General features: G+C 29.9%; 19 protein-coding genes and 3 tRNA genes. 18 read left to right on the plus strand and 4 right to left on the minus strand.

Annotated elements, in window-relative coordinates; all coding sequences use genetic code 11:
• Position 1 precedes the first annotated feature (1 nt).
• The 7 genes from rpsI (at position 2) to AC8GER_RS02525 (ending at position 6,494) form a co-directional block, all read left to right on the plus strand.
• The gene (gene rpsI / locus AC8GER_RS02495; protein ID WP_506598370.1) at positions 2–412 is read left to right on the plus strand and encodes a 30S ribosomal protein S9; all 411 of its coding nucleotides are present in this window, start codon (positions 2–4) and stop codon (positions 410–412) included.
• 57 nt (positions 413–469) lie between these two features.
• Positions 470–1,501, plus strand: a complete 1,032-nt coding sequence (argC, locus tag AC8GER_RS02500) for an N-acetyl-gamma-glutamyl-phosphate reductase (protein ID WP_506598371.1) — start codon at positions 470–472, stop codon at positions 1,499–1,501.
• On the plus strand, positions 1,501–2,808 hold the full coding sequence (locus AC8GER_RS02505; protein ID WP_506598372.1) for a homoserine dehydrogenase: 1,308 nt from the start codon (positions 1,501–1,503) through the stop codon (positions 2,806–2,808). The genes argC and AC8GER_RS02505 overlap by 1 nt, the downstream gene beginning before the upstream one ends.
• Positions 2,805–3,752, plus strand: a complete 948-nt coding sequence (glpX, locus tag AC8GER_RS02510; RefSeq protein ID WP_506598373.1) for a class II fructose-bisphosphatase — start codon at positions 2,805–2,807, stop codon at positions 3,750–3,752. The genes AC8GER_RS02505 and glpX overlap by 4 nt, the downstream gene beginning before the upstream one ends.
• Positions 3,749–5,500, plus strand: coding sequence for a single-stranded-DNA-specific exonuclease RecJ (recJ, locus tag AC8GER_RS02515; RefSeq protein WP_506598374.1), 1,752 nt, complete (start codon positions 3,749–3,751; stop codon positions 5,498–5,500). The genes glpX and recJ overlap by 4 nt, the downstream gene beginning before the upstream one ends.
• 77 nt (positions 5,501–5,577) lie before the next feature.
• Positions 5,578–5,652 (plus strand) — tRNA-Glu (locus AC8GER_RS02520).
• A gap of 8 nt (positions 5,653–5,660) precedes the next feature.
• Positions 5,661–6,494, plus strand: a complete 834-nt coding sequence (locus AC8GER_RS02525; protein WP_506598375.1) for a fumarylacetoacetate hydrolase family protein — start codon at positions 5,661–5,663, stop codon at positions 6,492–6,494.
• 1 nt (position 6,495) lies between these two features.
• Here AC8GER_RS02525 and AC8GER_RS02530 read toward each other — a convergent pair whose 3' ends face one another.
• Together AC8GER_RS02530 and AC8GER_RS02535 are read right to left on the minus strand one after the other, a co-directional pair.
• Positions 6,496–7,050 carry a glutathione peroxidase gene (locus AC8GER_RS02530; RefSeq protein WP_506598376.1) on the minus strand — a complete coding sequence of 185 codons (555 nt, stop codon included), beginning with the start codon at positions 7,048–7,050 and terminating at the stop codon, positions 6,496–6,498.
• Between the two features lie 3 nt (positions 7,051–7,053).
• Entirely contained in the window at positions 7,054–7,446 is a 393-nt protein-coding gene (locus AC8GER_RS02535; protein ID WP_506598377.1) for an iron-sulfur cluster assembly scaffold protein, read from the minus strand.
• A gap of 128 nt (positions 7,447–7,574) precedes the next feature.
• On the opposite strand from AC8GER_RS02535, the gene AC8GER_RS02540 reads away from it, so the two are divergent.
• From AC8GER_RS02540 to AC8GER_RS02560, 5 genes are all read left to right on the plus strand, one after another.
• Positions 7,575–7,651, plus strand: a tRNA-Pro gene (locus tag AC8GER_RS02540).
• Between the two features lie 7 nt (positions 7,652–7,658).
• Entirely contained in the window at positions 7,659–8,153 is a 495-nt protein-coding gene (gene coaD / locus AC8GER_RS02545; RefSeq protein WP_506598378.1) for a pantetheine-phosphate adenylyltransferase, read from the plus strand.
• Positions 8,153–8,716, plus strand: coding sequence for a peptidylprolyl isomerase (locus AC8GER_RS02550; RefSeq protein ID WP_506598379.1), 564 nt, complete (start codon positions 8,153–8,155; stop codon positions 8,714–8,716). Before coaD ends, AC8GER_RS02550 begins: the two co-directional genes overlap by 1 nt.
• Before the next feature lie 10 nt (positions 8,717–8,726).
• On the plus strand, positions 8,727–9,842 hold the full coding sequence (gene tgt / locus AC8GER_RS02555) for a tRNA guanosine(34) transglycosylase Tgt (RefSeq protein ID WP_506598380.1): 1,116 nt from the start codon (positions 8,727–8,729) through the stop codon (positions 9,840–9,842).
• A 48-nt stretch (positions 9,843–9,890) separates the two neighbouring features.
• A tRNA-Lys gene (locus tag AC8GER_RS02560) sits at positions 9,891–9,966 on the plus strand.
• 18 nt (positions 9,967–9,984) lie between these two features.
• On the opposite strand, the gene AC8GER_RS02565 is transcribed toward AC8GER_RS02560, so the two are convergent.
• Positions 9,985–10,818 carry a M48 family metallopeptidase gene (locus AC8GER_RS02565; protein WP_506598381.1) on the minus strand — a complete coding sequence of 278 codons (834 nt, stop codon included), beginning with the start codon at positions 10,816–10,818 and terminating at the stop codon, positions 9,985–9,987.
• A 62-nt stretch (positions 10,819–10,880) separates the two neighbouring features.
• Between AC8GER_RS02565 and AC8GER_RS02570 the strand changes: the two genes are divergently transcribed.
• From AC8GER_RS02570 to AC8GER_RS02590, 5 genes are all read left to right on the plus strand, one after another.
• Positions 10,881–11,483, plus strand: coding sequence for a DUF502 domain-containing protein (locus tag AC8GER_RS02570; RefSeq protein ID WP_506598382.1), 603 nt, complete (start codon positions 10,881–10,883; stop codon positions 11,481–11,483).
• A 195-nt stretch (positions 11,484–11,678) separates the two neighbouring features.
• Complete coding sequence (locus tag AC8GER_RS02575) at positions 11,679–12,332, plus strand: OmpW family outer membrane protein (protein WP_506598383.1); 654 nt, start codon at positions 11,679–11,681, stop codon at positions 12,330–12,332.
• Positions 12,333–12,487: 155 nt separating this feature from the next.
• Entirely contained in the window at positions 12,488–13,336 is an 849-nt protein-coding gene (locus AC8GER_RS02580; RefSeq protein ID WP_506598384.1) for a LytTR family DNA-binding domain-containing protein, read from the plus strand.
• A 356-nt stretch (positions 13,337–13,692) separates the two neighbouring features.
• Positions 13,693–14,262: a hypothetical protein gene (locus AC8GER_RS02585; protein ID WP_506598385.1), complete on the plus strand. Its 570-nt coding sequence runs from the start codon at positions 13,693–13,695 to the stop codon at positions 14,260–14,262.
• Positions 14,259–14,765, plus strand: coding sequence for a hypothetical protein (locus AC8GER_RS02590; protein ID WP_506598386.1), 507 nt, complete (start codon positions 14,259–14,261; stop codon positions 14,763–14,765). The genes AC8GER_RS02585 and AC8GER_RS02590 overlap by 4 nt, the downstream gene beginning before the upstream one ends.
• Before the next feature lie 94 nt (positions 14,766–14,859).
• On the opposite strand, the gene AC8GER_RS02595 is transcribed toward AC8GER_RS02590, so the two are convergent.
• Positions 14,860–15,231, minus strand: coding sequence for a cyclophilin-like family protein (locus tag AC8GER_RS02595; RefSeq protein WP_506598387.1), 372 nt, complete (start codon positions 15,229–15,231; stop codon positions 14,860–14,862).
• An 88-nt stretch (positions 15,232–15,319) separates the two neighbouring features.
• Here AC8GER_RS02595 and AC8GER_RS02600 point away from each other — a divergent pair, with 88 nt between their 5' ends.
• Entirely contained in the window at positions 15,320–16,240 is a 921-nt protein-coding gene (locus AC8GER_RS02600) for a site-specific integrase (RefSeq protein WP_506598388.1), read from the plus strand.
• The last annotated feature ends 1 nt before the right edge of the window (position 16,241 follow it).

The raw sequence follows: 16,241 nt of genomic DNA on the forward strand, positions 1-16,241 counted from the left end.
TATGGTTCAAAGTTTAGCTGTTTCAAACGATAGATTTTACGCAACAGGAAAAAGAAAAAGTTCAATAGCTAGAGTTTGGCTAAAAGCTGGATCTGGATCTATTTTAGTAAATGGAAAAAAATATAACGAATATTTTAAACGTCCAGTTTTACAACTAAGCATTGAGAAGCCATTTAATGTTATAGCTAAGAATAATGCTTATGATGTTATGTGCACTGTTAAGGGCGGCGGCTTAACCGGTCAAGCTGGAGCAGTGTCTTTAGGTATATCTAAAGCTTTGTATGTTTTGGATGGAACGTTAAGAAAAACATTAAAAAAAGAAAAGTTATTAACAAGAGATTCAAGAAAAGTTGAAAGAAAAAAATACGGACAGAAAAAAGCTAGAAGAAGATTCCAGTTCTCTAAACGATAGTCTAGTTAGACTAATTTTAGTCTTTAAGTCATTTACAACTTCTTATAAATACAGAGCATGTCTGAAAAATATAACGTTTTAATTAATGGAGCCTCAGGTTTTGTTGGCTTAGAACTTATTAAAATATTAAGTAATCATAAATTTATTAATCTTAAGTATTTGTGCTCAAGAGGGTCTATTGGAAAATCAGTTAATTCTTTTTTAAAAAATAAAATTAAAAAAAAATTACCGTTAATATCTGACATTAATAAAGCTGATTTTAGTGATGTTGATATAATTTTTTCAGCATTGCCACATGGAGAAGCACAATTATTATCTAATAATATTTCTCCCCATCATATTTTAATTGATTTATCAGCTGATTTTAGATTTTCAGATATTAAAGTTTATGAAAAATGGTACGGATTAAAACATTATGCTCCCAATAATCAAAAACATTCTGTTTACGGACTTTCTGAATTTGCAAGAAAAGATATTGAAAAAAGTAATATAATTTCTTGTCCAGGATGTTATCCAACATCAGCTCAGTTAGCGCTTATTCCTTTATTGCTAAATAAAATAATTAAAACTTCAAAAATAATTATAGATTCCAAATCAGGTTATTCAGGAGCTGGTAAAAAAACTGCTGATAAAAAACTTTATCCTAATATTAATAAAAATATCGCTGCTTATGGAGTAGGCAACCACAGACATATGCCTGAAATTGAGCATGGTTTAAAAATGTTTGGAAAAGTTTCTGGTAATTTAAAAGTTGAGTTTACTCCTCATTTAATTCCAACTTTTAGAGGTATTGTGACGACAATATATGCTGATCTTAAAAAGAATATTAGTGTGAAAAAAGTTCATCAATATTTGAGTAAATTTTACAAAAAAAGTTATTTTGTAAAAGTTTTACCTTACGGAAAATTTGTAAATACAAACGATGTTAACAATACTAATAATTGTAATATTAATGTTTTTTCAGGAAGAAATAAAAATCAATTAATTATTGTAAGTTCTATTGATAATTTAGTTAAAGGAGCAGCAGGGCAGGCGGTTCAAAATATGAATATAAGATTAGGTTTGAAAGAAACTTTAGGATTAGAATAATGAGTTTTAGAGATAATTATAATATTGCAATAGTTGGCTTGGGTAATGTTGGCTCAGAAGTTTATAGACATTTAGTTAAGAACAAACGACTTATAGAAAAAAATACAAACTCCACTTATCAAATAAAATATATTTCCGCAAAAAGTATTAATAAAAAAAGAGGATTTAGCATTCCAAAAAAATTGTGGGTTAAAAATCCTTTGTCTCTAGTTAAAAAAGACGATGTAGATATTATTATCGAATTAATAGGTTCGCCGGATGGGGTTGCAAAAAAATTAGCATTTGCTGCATTAAAAAATAACAAACATTTTATCACAGCAAATAAAGCTTTAATTTTTAAGCATGGGAATGAACTTGCAAAAATTGCTGAAAAGAATTCAGTTAATCTACTATTTGAAGCTTCAGTTGGCGGCGGAATACCAATTATCAAATCTATAAAGGAAAGCTTAGTTGGTAATAAATTATTCCATATTTATGGAGTATTAAATGGAACGACAAATTTTATTTTAACTGAAATAGAAAGAACTAAAAAAAGTTTTAAAGAGATTTTATTAAATGCGCAAAAACTCGGTTATGCTGAAGCAAATCCAAAGCTTGATCTTAATGGAGATGATGTAAAATCGAAAATATCAATATTAAGTGCGCTTTGTTTTAAAACTAAAATAATTAATAAGAGTTTTTTAACTGAAGGAATAGAGCAGATTGATTTAGAAGATGTGGAGTATGCTCATAAGTTTAAGTATAAGATTAAACTGTTAGGTATTTCTGAAATCATCGATAATAAAATCAAACAAAGAGTTCATCCTTGTTTAATTTCAAAAGATTCTGATCTTGCAAAGATCAATGGAGCAAATAACGCTATTATGGTTGAGGGAAATCCAGTTGGCAAAATAGTTTATCAAGGACTAGGTGCTGGAAAAGGCCCAACAACTTCATCTGTTGTTTCTGATTTAAATTCAATTCTTAAAGGAGATAAAACTTTACCATTTGGCTTTAGTTACTCTGATGCAAAAGAGTATAAAATGTTCGATTTCGACAATCACATTTGTAAATTTTATTTAAGGATAGTTGTGAAAGATAAGCCTGGAGTTTTATCTAAAATTACTTCTATTTTATCTACATATAAGATTTCAATCCAAAGCATACTGCAACAACCTTTAAGTAATCCTAAATTTGCTCATTTAGTTATTATTACGCATAACGCTAAGGAGAAGGATATGAAATTAGCTTTAAAGAAAATTTCAAAAGAAAGTTTTATTAGTAAAAAAATTACGATGATCAGAATTAGAAATGAAAAGAAATTATGAACATCAGCAATGGGTTTGTAGATTTATTTGTAAAAACTACTAGCGAAGCAGCTTACGCATCATCATTATTAAAAGGTAAAGGCGATAAAATTGCAGCTGATCAAGCAGCAGTCGATAAGATGAGATTGTTTCTAAATAACATTCCTATGAAAGGAAAAATTGTCATAGGCGAAGGAGAGATGGATGAAGCACCAATGCTTTATATTAATGAATTAGTTGGAACTGGAACTGGTGAAGAATTAGATATAGCCGTTGATCCATTAGAAGGTACAAATTTAACAGCTAAAAATTTACCTAATGCAATGTCAGTCCTAGCTGTGTCAAAAAAAGATAATTTGCTACATGCACCAGATACTTACATGGAGAAAATAGCAGTTGGAAAAAATATTAAAGAAGGGGTTATAGATCTTGATTTTGGGATTACCAAAAATCTTAAAAATTTAGCTGATTTTAAAAATACAACGCCAGATAAATTAACAATATGTCTTTTAGAAAGAGAGAGGCACGATCACATCGTTAATGATGCTAAAAAGCTTGGAACTAAAATTAAATTTATTTCTGATGGAGATGTAGCGGGTGCTATTTATGCAGGAATAGAGGAATTTAAAGTTGATATATATTTAGGCGTAGGAGGAGCTCCAGAAGGAGTACTAGCAGCTGCAGCTATTAAATGTTTAGGAGGTCAGTTTCAGGCAAGATTAGTATTAAGCAATGATCATGAAATTGATAAGGCTAAAAAAATGGGAATAAAAGATTTGAAAAAAAAATATTATATAAATGATATAGTTAAAGATGACGTTTTATTTTGTGCAACAGGAGTAACGGGCGGAGACTTACTTCAAGGTATTGAGATTTTAGATAATGGTTTTTATCAATCAGAAACCTACGTTTTGCATCACGCATCTAAACTTAATAAAAAAATTATTAATAAATTTAAAATATGAAGTACCAGTCGGTAACTGGTAAAGAATGGAATTTATCCAATTACAACGAAAATTTAGCATTAGAAATTTCTCAAAAATTAGGAATTGATAACTTTTTATCAAAACTTTTATCTATAAGAAAAATTACAGTCGAGAACTGTCCATCATATTTAAATCCAAAGATTAAAGAGTTCATGCCAAATCCAAGTGTCTTAAAAGACATGGATCTTGCAGTTGATACTCTTATTAAGGCCATTAAAGAGAATAAGAGAATTTGTATTTTAGGGGACTATGATGTGGATGGTGCATCATCAACTGCAATTATTGTTAATTTTTTAAAAAATATTTACTCAAATTTCTTTATTTATATTCCGGACCGCCAAGTTGATGGTTATGGACCATCCGTTAATTCATTGAAAAATATTATTGATAGAAAAGGAGAATTCTTAATAACTGTTGATTGTGGAACTACATCATTCGATGCTCTTGAGTATGCCAATCAAAATAATATTGAAGTTTTAGTTATTGATCACCATCAAGCAGAAATTAAACTTCCAAAATGTAAAGCTTTAGTAAATCCAAATCAATTAGATGATAAATCTAATCTTGGTTATTTGTGCGCAGCCGGAGTTTCTTTTTTATTTATTGTCGCTTTAAATCGCTCTCTTAGAGAAAGTAAATATTACAATGACAAAAAAATTAACGAACCAGATTTATATGATTATTTAGATTTGGTTGCTTTGGGTACAATTTGCGATGTTGTTCCTTTAATCGATTTAAACAGGGCATTTGTTTTTCAAGGAATACAAATCTTAAAGAAGAGAAAAAATTTAGGTATTAAAACCTTAATGGATGTTGCTGATATAAAAGAAAGCCCAAGTACTTATCATATTGGTTTCTTGTTAGGCCCTAGGATTAATGCTGGTGGAAGAATAGGCCAATCTGATCTTGGTGCAAATTTACTCACAACAGAAGATCCAAAGAAAGGTTACGAAATAGCAACCACTTTAGATTCTTTAAATAAAAAAAGAAAATCAATTGAAGAAGATATTTTAAATGAAGCTTATTTATTAGCTGAAAAAGAAAACGCTAATGAAGTAATAGTAATAGCTAATAAGTTTTGGCATGAAGGGTTGATTGGTATTATCGCAAGTAGAATTAAAGAAAGATTTTTTAAACCCACCATAGTTATTTCATCTACTAATAATATTGCAAAAGGCTCGTGCCGATCTGTTTTTGGATTTGATATTGGTCTTGCTATTTTAGCGGCTAAACAAAACGGAATTGTTATAAAAGGGGGTGGTCACAAGATGGCTGCCGGCTTTAGTGTTGAAGAAAATAAGATTAGCGATTTGAAAAATTTTTTAATAGCTAAATTTAAATCATCTAAACCAAACTTTGTTCAAAATAACTTTATAGAGATAGATGGTATTTTATCGGCCAATGCCGTTAATGAAAAAACCTATGAAGAAGTAAGTAAATTAGGACCTTTTGGATCAGGAAATTCTGAGCCAAAATTTATTGTGGAAGATTTATCTATGATTAAAATAAATTTTGAGAACGATTTCTTATTAAAAGTTTTATTTAAAAATAGCAGCGGTCTTTATTTGCATGGAATTTGTTTTAAAAATAATAAAGAAAAAGTAATTGATTATCTTAAAAATTTTAAAAATCACAAATTTCACATAGCTGGAAAACTAAGTTGCAATGACTGGAATAAACAAAGAGTTATTGAATTTGTTATTGAAGATATTTCTTTAACTCATTAACAAATACAGAGATAAATATACTCAATTATATAATTGTTGATTATTATTATTAAACAATCTAAATAACTTTCCTTTAAGGTCCCTTCGTCTATCGGTTAGGACACGTGGTTTTCATCCATGAAAGAGGGGTTCGATTCCCCTAGGGACCGCCAAAACAATTATGAAATTTTTAAGAGTTGGAAATGTTGGATCTGAAAAACCAGCATTATTAGATAATAATATTATAAGAGATTTATCATCAGTTATTAAAGATATTGATCAAACAACAATAGGCAAAAACTTAATTAACACTATTAAGAAATTAGATATTTCTAAACTTCCACAATTAGATAACAATTTAAGAATTGGAGCTTGTGTTTCTAATCCAAGTAAATTTCTTGGTATTGGCTTAAATTTTCTTGATCATGCCTTAGAGCAAAATTTAGAACCTCCAATAGAGCCAATTATTTTTACAAAAGCTACTACCTGCATCAGTGGTCCCAATGATGAAATAATTATTTCTCAAAATTCACAAAAAACAGATTGGGAAGTTGAGATTGCCTTTGTGATAGGTAAAAAAGGAAAAAATATTTCATTAGCTGAGGCTGAAAGTTATATTTTTGGCTACTGTTTAGTGTGTGATGTTAGCGAAAGAGAATGGCAAAAGAAAAGAAGTGGTCAGTGGATTAAAGGAAAATCTGCAGACACTTTTGGACCCATTGGTCCTTACATAGTTACAAAAGATGAGATTAAAGATTTATATAATTTAAATATGAGCTTGGATGTCAATGGAAAGAGAATGCAAACAGGAAACACTTCAAAAATGATTCATAAAATGAATTTTTTAACATCTTATGTAAGTGAATTTATGACTTTGATGCCAGGAGATATAATCACAACAGGAACTCCTCCAGGAGTAGGGGACAGTATGAAACCACCCACGTATTTAAAAAGAGGTGATGTTTTAACTCTAACGATTGACCAATTAGGCAGTCAAAAACATTCAGTTAAATAAATTAATTTTTAATTAATTCTTCAATTTTTTTAACAACTTTTTCGCTTTGCGGATTAGTTGTGGAGATAAAAGTGTCGTTAATTTTTCCCTTTTTATCTATTAATATTTTATGAAAGTTCCACTTAGGTTCAGCTGCACTTCCATAACTTTCTCTTGCCCATAAATAAACAGGGTGAGCATTTTTACCTTTAACAATTACTTTTTCCATAATTGGGAAATTAATATTAAAATTTGTTTCACAAAAAGTCTTTATTTCAGCATTAGAACCGGGCTCTTGATTTCCAAAATCGTTCGATGGCACACCAATGATTACAAAATTTTTACTTTTATATTTGTCCCATAAAGCCTGAAGATCTGTATACTGTTTAGTAAAGCCACATTGGCTCGCAACATTGACTAACAAAACTACTTTATTTTTATGTTGCGATAGTAAATATTTTTTTCCATCAACATCATTGAAACTAAATTCATGTAACGTTCGCTTGTCATTGGCGTTGATATTTTTACTAAAGAAAAACATACTGATTATAATAAAATAAATTATATTTTTTTTCATTACTTATTGTAATTTAATTAAAGCATTAAAAGGCACTAAGATACAGCCTTTTCTGTTGAAGTAATTTTTCTTTAATAGGAAATTAAACTTTTTCCATTTCCCGCTTAAATTTATTTTCTTTTTAAAGACAGAACTAATAAATAATTTAGTGAAATTTATTGCCGTATTTAAATTTTTGTTTTTTAAACAATCAGAAAAAATACTGCATGAAGCTTGGCATATTAGACAAGATTCTGTTTTGTATGAGATTTTTTTAATAATTTCTTTATTAATTTTAAGATAAATTATTACCATATCCCCGCAGGTATGATTTTTATAAATACATTTGTGTGTGAAATTTTTTAAAATTCCATAATTTTTTAACGCTCCAACATGTTTAAGTAGCAATGTATTCATGTGTATTAATTTAAAAATATTATTTGAGTCACTTATTAAAAAAGTAAAGTATTACTAATGAATTTGAAAGATTTTTTAGCGAGTATTGCTTTTAAATAAATTAATTAAGTTGTATAACTGCACAGTTTCGGGGCATAGCGCAGTCTGGTAGCGCATCTGGTTTGGGACCAGAGGGTCGCAAGTTCGAATCTTGCTGCCCCGACCATATAAAAATGAAAAGAATAGGTTTATATCCAGGTACTTTTGATCCAATAACTTTTGGACATATTGATATTATTAAAAGAGCAGCAAATATTGTTGATCACCTTTATATTGGAACTCCATTAGCTAATAAGAAAAAAACAATTTTTTCAACAACTGAACGAGTTTCTTTAATAAAAAAAGTTGTCGCTTCATTTCCCGAAAATATAAAGAAGAAAATTAAAGTGGTGTCTTTTTCAGGTTTAACTACAAATTATTGTAAAAAAATTTCAGCAAATATTATTTTTAGAGGTTTGAGAGTTGCATCTGACTTTGAATATGAATTTCAGTTAGCGGGAATGAATCATAAATTAAATAAAAATTTTGAAACGGTCTTTTTAATGGCGGAGATAGAAAATCAAATTATTTCATCAAATTTCGTTAAAGAAATTGCGTCTTTAAAAGGAGATTTGGTGCAATTTGTACCAAACCTTGTTATTAAGGCTTTGAAAACTAAATTTAAATAATGCTTAAAAAACTTTTTATAATTTTAACTTTATTTCTATTTTCTTTTTCAACTAATATTAAATCTAAAGAAAGATCTATTATGATAATGAAATTAAAAGGCGGTGAAGTTAAAATTGAACTTTTCGATGAGATAGCTCCAAATCACGTTAAAAGAATAAAAGCTTTAGCAGATTCTGGAAAATATGACGGCGTTGCATTTCATAGAGTGATTGATGGCTTTATGGCGCAAACGGGAGATGTAAAATATGGAAATACAAAATTAGATTTTAATGCACAAATGGTTGGAACGGGTGGGTCTGAATTTCCTGATTTAAAAGCGGAATTTAATAATATTCCTCATCAACGAGGAGTTTTATCTATGGCAAGATCACAAAGTCCAGACAGTGCAAATAGCCAATTTTTTATCTGCTTTGACTCTCATTCACATCTTGATCGAAATTACACTGCTTTCGGTAGAGTTATTAGCGGCATGGAATTTGTTGATAAATTAAAAAAAGGCGCTCCAGGTTCAGGAGTTGTTGATAATCCAGATATCATTGTAAGTCTAAGATCATCAAAATAAAAAAGTAATAATGAAATCAATTTCATTTAATTTATTAAATGAAAGTCATGGTGCTCGTTTAGGAAAAATTAAAACCCCTAGAGGTGATATCGATACACCGGCTTTTATGCCTGTAGGAACTGCAGGGACGGTCAAAGCTATGTATATAGATCAGGTTAAAGACTGCGGATCTCAGATTATTTTAGGTAACACTTATCACCTAATGTTAAGGCCTGGTGTTGAGAGAATAAAACAGGCTGGAGGGCTTCATAATTTTATGAATTGTCCAATGCCTATATTAACAGATTCTGGTGGTTTTCAGGTTATGTCTTTATCAAAAATTTCAAAAGTTACTGAAGATGGAGTTGAGTTTAGTTCACATATAGACGGTAAGAAATTTTTCTTAACACCTGAGGAAAGTATTCAGGTTCAATTAGATTTAAATTCTGACATCATAATGGTTTTTGATGAATGTCCTAAATATTCAGCAGAAAAAGATAAAATAAAGAAATCTATGGATTTATCCCTTAGATGGGCTGAGAGATGTAAAAAGAAATTTGGAACTCAAGATTCCAAATGGTTATTTGGAATAACGCAGGGTGGAATTTTTCCAGATCTTAGAAAAGAATGTTTAAAAAAATTAATAGATATTGGCTTTGATGGATATGCATTAGGAGGTCTTGCTGTTGGTGAAAACCAGGCTGAGATGTTTGAAGCTGTTGAAGCCGTACAAGATATTCTGCCTAAAGATAAACCTCATTATTTAATGGGTGTTGGTATGCCACAGGATATTTTAGGAGCAGTAAAAAGAGGGATAGATATGTTTGATTGTGTTTTACCAACAAGATCGGGGAGGACAGGGCTTGCATTTACTTGGAATGGAAAAGTAAATATTAGAAATGCTAAGTACGCTAAAGATGAAGATCCTTTAGATAAGTCCATTGATTGTCCAGCGTCCAATTCTTATTCTAAAAATTATTTAAATCATTTAGTGAACTCAAATGAGATACTTGGGTCGATGCTTCTTACTTGGCATAATATTGCCTTTTACCAGGACTTAATGAAGAAAATTAGACAGGCAATAAAAGAAAATAAATTTGAAGAATTCTATAAAAAACACTTCGAATTGTTTAATGAAGTTAATTAAAAAATTGCTTTCAAACTCGGTTTAAACTATATAAAACCTTGCATTAATGGGCCCGTAGCTCAGTTGGTAGAGCAATTCCCTTTTAAGGAATGGGTCACAAGTTCAAATCTTGTCGGGCTCACCATTTATTGTATTTTAAAAATTAGAGATTTTGTATTTTAGGATACTCAATTTTCACTTTGGGTATTAATAATCTTAGATCATTTATTCTGTTACCAGAAGAAGGGTGGGTGCTCAAAAATTGTGGCGGCTCTTTTCCTTTCATTTTCTCCTGCATTCTCTCCCATAACTGAACTGCTCCAGACGGATCGTAACCAGCTAAGTTTGCAAATATGACCCCAAGGTAATCAGCTTCAGACTCTTGATATCTACTAAATGGATTAAAAATTCCAAGTTGGACGATATCCATTCCAGTTGTTTGACCAACAGTATTTCTCGTTCTAGAAATTGCTCCACCTAATGCAATATCTACTGCTAATGTTCCAACATTTACAGCAAGAGCAGCGCTAGCTCTTTCAAGCGAATGTCTTGCAACCGCATGCGCAATTTCATGACCCATCACAGCTGCTAATCCGTTTTCATCTTTTGTTACTTCTAATATTCCAGAATAAAATGCAATTTTACCACCCGGCATACACCATGCATTTAATGTTTTTGGGTCATTTATTAAAATATATTCCCAGGCATAATTTTCCGTCGGATCTTTTAAATTTTTACTCTTAAAATAATGTTTAATTGCTTTTTCAATTCTTTGACCAACAGAAATAATTGGACCTAATTGATCTTTATCTTCAATTAATTTGGCTTTTTCTTTAACTTGTTTATAGGCACCAATAGCTTGGCTGTTAATCATAGACTCGGGCAATATTGTAAATTGTTGTCTTCCTGTAATAGGCGCAGTAGAACAGCCTGCTAATAAAAAGCCACCGCAACAGCAGCCAGTTAGGGATAAAAAGTCTCTCCTATTTATATTCATTAAATTTTAAATATTTTACTTGTGAATTTAGACAACAAAATGTTAATTGTAATTAGTTTATCATGAAATCGTCTATAATTACAAAGATCAGAAATTATTTTTTAGCAGGAATAGTCACATTAATACCAATACTTATTACTGGATATTTAACAATTCTTGTTATTGATCTTTTTTCAAAGATAGTTCCAGATGCTCTAAATCCAAACAAGTATCTTCCATTTCAAATACCAGGATTAGAAATATTTATAGCCCTTATTATTACTATTTTTATTGGTATGATTTCCTTATCTTATTTTGGAAAACAGTTTTTACTGTTAGGTAAAAATTTACTAGAAAGAATACCTATTGTTCGCTCAATTTATTCAGGAGTTACTCAACTCACAAAAAGCTTTCAAGACGATGGAACGGCTAATAAAAAAGTAGTTCTCGTTGAATTTCCAAGACCTGGTTCATGGGCAGTTGGATTTGCAACCAATGAAATGGGAAAACCTATATCACCAAAGATTACTGATAATTTATCAGTTATTTTTATACCTACAACACCAAACCCAACTAGCGGTTTTTTAATTTTAGTACCTAAAAAAGATATAATTTTCTTAAACATGAATTTTGAGGATGCTATAAAATTTATAATTTCAGCTGGAGCTGTAGGCGAGTTAAAATAATTGCCAGGAATTGATAAAAGTTTTTCACACCCACTAAAGGTAATAGTCCATATATTCTTAAATTTATTTTAAGATAAGTATTTTATACCTACGCATGTCCGTTGGTGCAAATCTTTGACCATTAGTGCATTTCGAATTGTCTTCTCCAACCTTTAGCATTAATTTGGATTTTAATAATTTAAAAGAACTATATTAATGTTAAAAAAAATTGGGATAATCTTAACTATTTCAACACTAATTTCTAATGTTGCATTTGCTGACGATACAGGCAAATGGTCCGTAAAACTTTATGGTGGAATATCTACTATGGGTGATCAATCTATTGAGCAGACAGGCGTTCCTGGTGTAACTACTGGGACAATTAATAATGATAATGGTTTTATGGCTGGAGGCTCAGTGGGTTACAATTACACCAACAATCTTTCAGTTGAACTTGCATGGGATTATAGATCAAATGATTCAAAAACTAATTTCTCCGATGGAACTAGTTTTAATGATGGAAATTTTGCATCAAATATTTTCTTTGTAAATGGTAAGTATACTTTTGACACTATACCTCAAACTAATTTACGTCCTTACATTGGTGCAGGTTTGGGCTATGTACAGGAAATTGATTTAGATTTAGTAAATGGAGGAGTTGAATATTCATATTCCAAAAATAATGAAATGGCATATCAGTTTATGACAGGCATTACATACACTCTTACAAAAAAAATTGATCTTGACGCAGGTCTTCGTTATGTACGAGTAGATAGTATTAATCTGAAAAGAGAAAATGGTTCTGGAGAACTCAGAAACGTAGATTATGATCCTTTATCCTTGGCAATTGGATTGAGCTATAAATTTTAATTTGATAGTTTGTAAGGCACTGTAGCAAGATTTTTTATGGGGGATTTCCCCTAGTATACTTATAGTTTTCTGGGTTAAATAAAATAATGTATTTAGTCTTATTTATCGGTTAAAATTACATTCATGTTTATTAAGCTCTGTGAGCTTGAAATACAATGATTATTAATAATAGATCAACTCAAAAATATTTTTTTTGGGTAAGTGTTTTTTTAATATTACTCTTCACATTTCTTAATCCAGCAGGCACCCTAGGTGTTGAGTTTGGATTACGACTTTTAATATGGACTGTTCAAATTAGCATACTAGTTCCTACTTTTATTATTATTCACATAAAACTTCAGAAAATACAGATTTTTGATCACCTCAATGATTGGTATAAAATATTACTTTCCGGATTAATCGGATGTTTTTTCTTTCTTCCTTTTGGTCTAGCAATTGATTACGTAACTGGTCTTGATGACTGGTCAAAATTTAGAAACCTATCAGAAAGTTATACGATTGTTATTAATGAAATAGGTAGTCTTTTCCCTACAGCAATTTTAACTTGGGTAGCAATTAATGCGCCTAGAATATTAAATTTTAATTTTTCAAAAATACCAGCTTTCGAACAAGTTAAGCTAATACCATCTGAACAAACTCCAAAATTATGGAAAACATTTGATTCTGTAAGCAAAAATGAATTTTTAGCTAAATTCTCTGATAAAATTGGTACAGAAATCATTTATTTAATGTCAGAGTTGCATTACATCAGAGTTGTTACGTTAAAAGGTGAAATACTAATTTTACATAACTTAAAAGATGCAATTTCAGAATTACCAGTAGACTTAATTGGAATTCAAACACATCGTTCTTTTTGGGTTAACCTCAAATATATTGAGAAAATTATAAAGAAAAAATTACAAAATGTTTTGATGTTGTCGAATGGTAAATCTATTCCCGTAAGTCGAAGAAGATTATCCTTAGTAAAAAATTTCTTAAGAAAAAATCTGATCTTTATGAAATAGCAAAATAGGAATTTGAGTTATTAAAGCTATAAAAAAGTCATTCTAAAAAAGTTTTTATTATTTTTTAGTTCATCAATTTATTTTAAGATAAATATTTCATGCTATAAAATCCTATATGATATTTGAAATTATCATTGAAAATTAATACTTTTTGATGGTGTTGACACAGAGGTAGTTAGCGGTATATCATGAATTTATTGCTAAATTACTTTTAGCTTTAGTTACATAGTTACTCCAAACTATGCGGCCTTAAATTTTCGCCAGTTTTTGGTGGCCCATAAATTACTAAACATTTTGATCGCGAAAGCGTTAGCCACGTGGGTTGCGCGTTTGGATTTAATTATTAAGGAGAAACTATGCCGAAACTAAAAGTAATCTCTAACAATAAAGTTAGAGCTAATAGAGAAAATGCCAAGAAGAGTACTGGCCCTAGAACTGTATCTGGAAAAGAGAAGGTTAGTGGCAATGCTTTATCTCATGGCTTAACAGCAGAAAAACATGTGATTATTGGCGAAAGTATTGAAGAATTTAATACTTTCAAAAATAGCATGTTTAAAGTGTACGAACCGTTTGGAGCGTACGAGGAGGAAATTTTCATAAAGCTTGTAGAGTTATTATGGAGATTAAGGAGGGTAAGTGTCATTGAAACAGGAATTTATGGAAATGAAATTCTAGAATTTGATGCAGACTCTTACAAACCTAAAGCCTCAGATAAAATAACTCATTCTGATTTTAAAGAAGGTGATCAGAATAAAGTTCTAAAAAATCAATCCTTAATTGGTGTGGCGTTCACAAGAGATTCCAATGCTGGAAGTTCCTTGTTGAAGTTGAATACAATTGAGGGAAGATTAATTAGTAGAGTTCAATTGTTTGAAGATCTTCTTTTAAAAGTACAAAAAAGAAGAAGAAAAGGAGAGAAAAAATGAGAAATATATCTGACTCTAAAATCAGCTATTATGGGCGGAATAGAAGGGGTTTTTTAAACAATCCTCGTTATAAAAGTGATGGCCGTGTCAAAACAAAGCCAACTTTTAATCAGCTCATAAAAGATACTCATAATCAATTAATTGAAAAATGGGGACCTTATTTGGAAGTTAACGATCCTGCTTTGTATGAATCAATGACTGGAAAAAAAGCTAAAAAACCTGTCTTTGAATTTTCTGAATCAAAGGAGGAAGTTAAAAAGATTGATACTTCTTATGATGATTTATATGCTTACCAAAAGAAGCGTGAAGCTGAACGTGAGGCTCAACTTGAAAATGAGCTTGAAAAGTCAAAGAAGAAAGAGATTAAATTCAACTTTACAACACCTAAGAAAGATTGGTCTATTTATGGAGGTTGGGTTAATCCTTTTGAGCCTATCAATAAGGGCAGATTAGGCAGCACTCAAGAATGGAGGATAGAAAAACCAAAAAGACATTATTATTAACTGTATTTTAAATAGTTACTATAATATAAAGTGATACTTTAAGTACTATAACTAAATATATGTTTTATATATCTTTTTATGAAAACTTAACTAATTAAATTATGATACTTAACTTATCATTATTATTAAGCTTTTTAATGTTATTAAGTATTTTTGTGGATGTGCTAAAAGTAGCGAAAACATTGACTTTTGAGACTAGTCTTATCTCATTTTCTATGGAAACTGGTGTTTTTCCAAAGCCAATAACTATTGAATTGCCTTCGCACCAATAAGCAACTTCACCAAAAGTGACTATATCTCTAGCGTTTTTATCTGGTTTAATGCCTAGATTAGTGGTCTCGAAGTAAATCTCTTCTCCCCAAGTGTTTATTTGGGCTTTAAATGAGCTTAATTTGGCTAATTTGAGTGCTGTTTGAGAGTTATCTAGATTAAGCTTAAGTTCAAAGTTATTGAATTTAAGGAGCATTATAATGATAAATAACTGTTTTGAGAGATATTGACATCAATTTTTGGTTGTATTAATAGTTCCGATAATTAATGGTTATCGGAAATTTATGTCAAATATAGTCAAAGATATCAGTTCTATAGAATTAGAAACTTTAGATAATATTAGATCTTCTAAATCAGCAAATACAATTAGAGCTTACAAGTCTGATTTTAATCACTTTGTAGATTTTTGTAAAAAAAACAATTTTAAGCCATTACCAGCAGATCCTAAAATTGTATCCTTTTATATAACTCACCTTTCGTCAAATTCAAAGGTAAGCACATTAAAACGAAGATTAGCTTCTATTAGCGTAATCCATAAAATTAAAGGGCACTATATAGATATTAAACATCCTCTTATTATTGAAAACCTAATGGGAATTCAAAGAAAGAAGGGTGTATTCCAGAAATCTAAAAATCCAATTTTAATTAATGAATTAAAAGAAATTATTAATGTAATAGAAAAAATAGAAAAAACTGAAAATAGAAAAGCTAGAGACAAAGCTTTAATCCTGATAGGATTTTCAGGAGGATTTAGAAGATCTGAATTAGTTAGTATTGAGTTTGAGGATTTAGAGTTCACAAAAGAAGGATTGAAAATATTTATCAAACGATCAAAAACTGACCAGTCAGGTGAAGGAATAACTAAAGCCATCCCCTATTTTAAAGATAAAAATTTTTGCCCAGTTGTCTCTATAAAAAAATGGATTGAAATGAATAAGTATAAAAATAACTCATTAGTTTTTGATATTTCAGATAAAATGGTTTCTATCTTAATTAAAAAATATTTACTAAAAGCTGGCTTTGATCCAAAAAAATACTCAGGACATAGTTTAAGGTCTGGTTTTGCAACTGTAGCTGCTGATCATGGAGCCGATGAAAAAAGTATTATGAATATGACCGGTCATAAAACGACATCTATGGTTAGAAGGTATATAAAAGAGTCAAATTTATTTAAAAATAATGCTTTAAATAATATAAAAATATAAT

It is taken from the genome of Fontibacterium abundans (SeqCode), from assembly GCF_965235095.1.
Classification (GTDB): Bacteria; Pseudomonadota; Alphaproteobacteria; order Pelagibacterales; family Pelagibacteraceae; genus Fontibacterium; species Fontibacterium abundans.